General features: G+C 67.8%; 1 protein-coding gene. It reads left to right on the top strand.

Going from position 1 to position 528, the window contains the following annotated elements; genetic code table 11:
• Positions 1-528, top strand: a 528-nt coding sequence (locus MFF56_RS31930; RefSeq protein ID WP_283207457.1) for an EF-Tu C-terminal domain-related protein, incomplete at both ends; no start/stop codon positions are given.

Raw genomic sequence — 528 nt, 5'->3', positions numbered from 1 at the left:
CTACATCCCGCAGCCGGAGCGCCCGATCGACCTGCCGTTCCTGATGCCGATCGAGGACGTGTTCTCGATCTCGGGCCGCGGCACGGTGGTGACGGGTCGCGTCGAGCGCGGCATCGTGAAGGTGGGCGAGACGGTCGAGATCGTCGGCATCCGGGCGACCACGACGACGACGGTGACCGGCGTCGAGATGTTCCGCAAGCTGCTCGACCAGGGCCAGGCGGGCGACAACGTGGGCGTGCTGCTGCGCGGCACGAAGCGCGAGGACGTGGAGCGCGGCCAGGTCGTGTGCAAGCCGGGTTCGGTCAAGCCGCACACCAAGTTCAAGGCCGAGGCCTACATCCTGACGAAGGAGGAGGGCGGTCGCCATACGCCGTTCTTCACCAACTACCGGCCGCAGTTCTACTTCCGCACCACCGACGTGACCGGCGTGTGCACGCTGCCCGAGGGCACCGAGATGGTGATGCCGGGCGACAACGTGACCATGGACGTCGCGCTGATCGTGCCGGTCGCCATGGAGGAGAAGCTGCG

It is taken from the genome of Methylobacterium hispanicum, assembly GCF_022179285.1.
Taxonomy (GTDB): domain Bacteria; phylum Pseudomonadota; class Alphaproteobacteria; order Rhizobiales; family Beijerinckiaceae; genus Methylobacterium; species Methylobacterium hispanicum.
The sequence above is the reverse complement of the archived record's forward strand: the minus strand, read 5'-3'. Positions and strand labels throughout refer to the sequence as shown.